This is a genomic window from Nonomuraea guangzhouensis (assembly GCF_019396345.1).
Lineage (GTDB): Bacteria > Actinomycetota > Actinomycetes > Streptosporangiales > Streptosporangiaceae > Nonomuraea > Nonomuraea guangzhouensis.
In genome coordinates this window covers 1-3,033 of sequence record NZ_JAHKRM010000100.1, presented here as the reverse complement: position 1 = coordinate 3,033, position 3,033 = coordinate 1, and the positions used below count along the sequence as shown (strand labels likewise).

The 3,033-nt window shown below is 67.6% G+C and carries 3 protein-coding genes; all 3 read left to right on the top strand.

Features of this window, described 5'->3' with window-relative positions:
* A partial coding sequence (locus KME78_RS63530) for a carbohydrate ABC transporter permease (protein ID WP_219539934.1) occupies nt 1–458 on the top strand: 458 nt, incomplete at its 5' end.
* 35 nt (nt 459–493) lie between these two features.
* Nucleotides 494–1,765 (top strand): ABC transporter substrate-binding protein, encoded by a 1,272-nt coding sequence (locus KME78_RS63525; protein ID WP_219539933.1) that lies wholly within the window; start codon nt 494–496, stop codon nt 1,763–1,765.
* Between the two features lie 59 nt (nt 1,766–1,824).
* Nucleotides 1,825–3,033 (top strand): Gfo/Idh/MocA family protein (locus KME78_RS63520; protein ID WP_246655202.1); only part of this gene is annotated, 1,209 nt, incomplete at its 3' end.

Sequence of the window (3,033 nt, the reverse complement as noted above, 5' to 3'; positions counted from 1 at the left end):
AGTACATCGTGTTCTCCAAGCTCGACTGGATCAACACGATCTGGCCGTTGATCGTGCCGAAGTTCCTGGCCACCGACGCGTTCTTCATCTTCCTCATGGTGCAGTTCATCCGCACCCTGCCCCGGGAACTGGACGAGGCCGCCGCCATCGACGGCGCGGGCTACTGGCGGATCTTCCTCCAGGTGATCCTCCCGCTCTGCACCCCGGCCCTCGCCACGACCGGCATCTTCACCTTCATCTGGACCTGGAACGACTTCTTCAGCCAGAACCTGTACCTCACGAACTCCGACAACCTCACGGTCGCCGTCGCACTGCGTCAGTTCCTCGACTCCAGCGGCGAGTCCTCGTGGGGGCCGATGTTCGCGATGTCGATCGTGTCGCTGGGGCCGATCTTCGGATTCTTCCTGGCCGGCCAGAAGTACCTGATCCGTGGTGTGGCGACCACCGGTCTGAAGTAACACCCCCCGCAACTCATTAACCAGGAGGTAGAGCCGTGAAGCCTAGGAAGATGTGGACGGTCGCCCTGCTCGCGGCCACCGTGATGACGTCGGTCGCCGCCTGCGGCAGCGGCGACGACAAGGCCGGCGGAGACAAGATCGAACTCCGCTTCTCCTACTGGGGCAGCGACTCCCGGCAGAAGCTCACCGAGCAGGTGATCAAGAAGTTCGAGGAGAAGAACCCCACCATCAACGTCGAGGGCGACTTCTCCGACTTCGCCAACTATTACGAGAAACTTGCCACCAAGGTGGCGGCGAACGACGCCCCCGACGTCATGAGCATCGAGATCCGCGGTCTGGGTGAGTACGCCGGACGCGGCGCCCTCGCGGACATGGCGGGCAAGGTGCCCACGACCGACTTCGACCAGCAGGCGCTCGCCGCCGGCAACATCGACGGCAAGCAGTACGGCATCCCCTCCGGCGTCAACGCCTTCTCCATGCTCGTCAACAAGGCGACGATCGAGAAGGCCAAGCAGCAGGTGCCCGACGACAAGAGCTGGACCTGGGACGACTGGATCAACCTGGCCAAGCAGATCAGCGCGAGCGGCACCGGCCTCACCGGAGCCGAGTACAACTACAACCCCGCCTGGCTGCAGATCTTCGCGGCCCAGCGCGGCGAGAAGCTCTACGACGGCAAGAAGCTGGGCGTCTCGGCTGACACGCTGAAGGCCTGGTGGGGCATCCACCAGCAGCTCATCCAGACCAAGGGCTCGCCTGACGCGGCGAAAAGCTCCGAGCTGATCGCGGGCGGGGTCGAACAGTCGCCGCTGGGCACCAACACGGGCGCGACGGGCATGTGGTGGAGCAACCAGCTCGGCGGCCTGTCCAAGGCGTCCGGCCAGGAACTGACCCTGCTGCGCATGCCGAAGACGAAGGAGGCGACCACCGGCGGCATGTTCCTGCAGCCGTCGATGTTCTACACGGTCGGCGCCAAGTCCGAGCACCCCGCGGAAGCCGCCAAGTTCATCGACTTCATGACCAACGACCCGGACGCGGCCGCGATCCTGCTGAGCGACCGCGGTCTGCCGATCAACGCCAAGGTGCTGGCCGCCGTCAAGGACAAGCTGCCGGCCGTCGACCAGAAGACGCTGGCCTTCATCGACGAGGTCAGGAGCGAGCTGGGCCCGATCGCCGCGCCGCCGAAGGGCGCCCTCCAGGTGGATGACATCCTCAAGCGCATCACCGAGGAGGTCGTCTTCGCCAAGACGACACCGGACGCCGCCGCGCAGAAGTTCCTGACCGAGGCCAACGCCGCCGTCGCCGGCTGAGGTCTGATCCCGGCTGGGGGTGCCGAACCCCCAGCCACCACTCCACTCGGGGAGAGAAGTTGAGCACCAGGTACGCCTTCGTCGGCCTCGGTCATCGCGTCCGGATGTACATCGACGCCCTGCTGGGCGACTGGCGGGACACGGGGACGATCGTCGGCCTCTGCGACACCAACCAGACGCGCATGGACTACTACGCCGAGCGCATCGGCGACGTGCCCCGCTTCCACCCGGACGAGTTCGGCAAGCTGCTGGAGCTGGCCGACGCCGTCGTGGTCACCACGGTGGACGCGACGCACGCCCGCTACGTCGTCGCCGCGCTCGACGCCGGGCTCGACGTCATCGTGGAGAAGCCGCTCACGGTGGACGCAGAAGGCTGCGAGGCCATCGCCGCAGCCGCCGAGCGCAACCCGGGCAAACTGGTGGTCACCTTTAACTACCGCTACTCGCCGCGCAACTCGGCGGTGAAACGGCTGATCAGCGCGGGTGAGATCGGCGAGGTCACCTCGGTCCACTTCGACTGGGCGCTCGACACCATCCACGGCGCCGACTACTTCCGCCGCTGGCACCGCGAGCGGGCCAACTCGGGCGGGCTGCTCGTCCACAAGTCCACCCACCACTTCGACCTGGTCAACTGGTGGCTCGCGGCGGCGCCGGAGCTCGTCTTCGCCCAGACAGACCTGCGCTTCTACGGCCAGGCTCTGCCCAGGGGTTCGCGCCCCGCCCGTGGCCAGGGCGCGCTCGGTCTGGGCACCGACCCGTTCATCCTGGACATCTCCGCCGACGAGCACCTCAAGCGCCTTTACCTGGACGCCGAGCACGAGGACGGCTACATCCGTGACCAGGACGTCTTCGGGCCGGGTGTGACGATCGACGACAACATGTCGGTCCTGGTCCGCTACGCCAACCGGGCCGTGCTCACCTACTCCCTCACCGCGCACGCCCCGTACGAGGGCTACCGCGTGGTCTTCAACGGCACGGCCGGGCGCGTCGAGCTGGAGGTGTGCGAGCGATCTTGGACGCCGCCGCACGCCGCGATCGACCCGAGCGCCGCCACCAAGCAGCACGCGGCCGGCGCCTGGGAGCGGCTCACCCTGCACCAGCACTGGAAGGAGCCGGAGGAGATCGCCATCGAGCAGGGCGCGGGCGGCCACGGCGGCGGCGACCGGCTGCTGCTGGACGACGTCTTCCGCGGCCCCGGCGACGACCCGCTCGGGCGCCCGGCCGGCTACCGCGACGGCATCCGCAGCGTGCTGGTCGGCGTGGCCGCC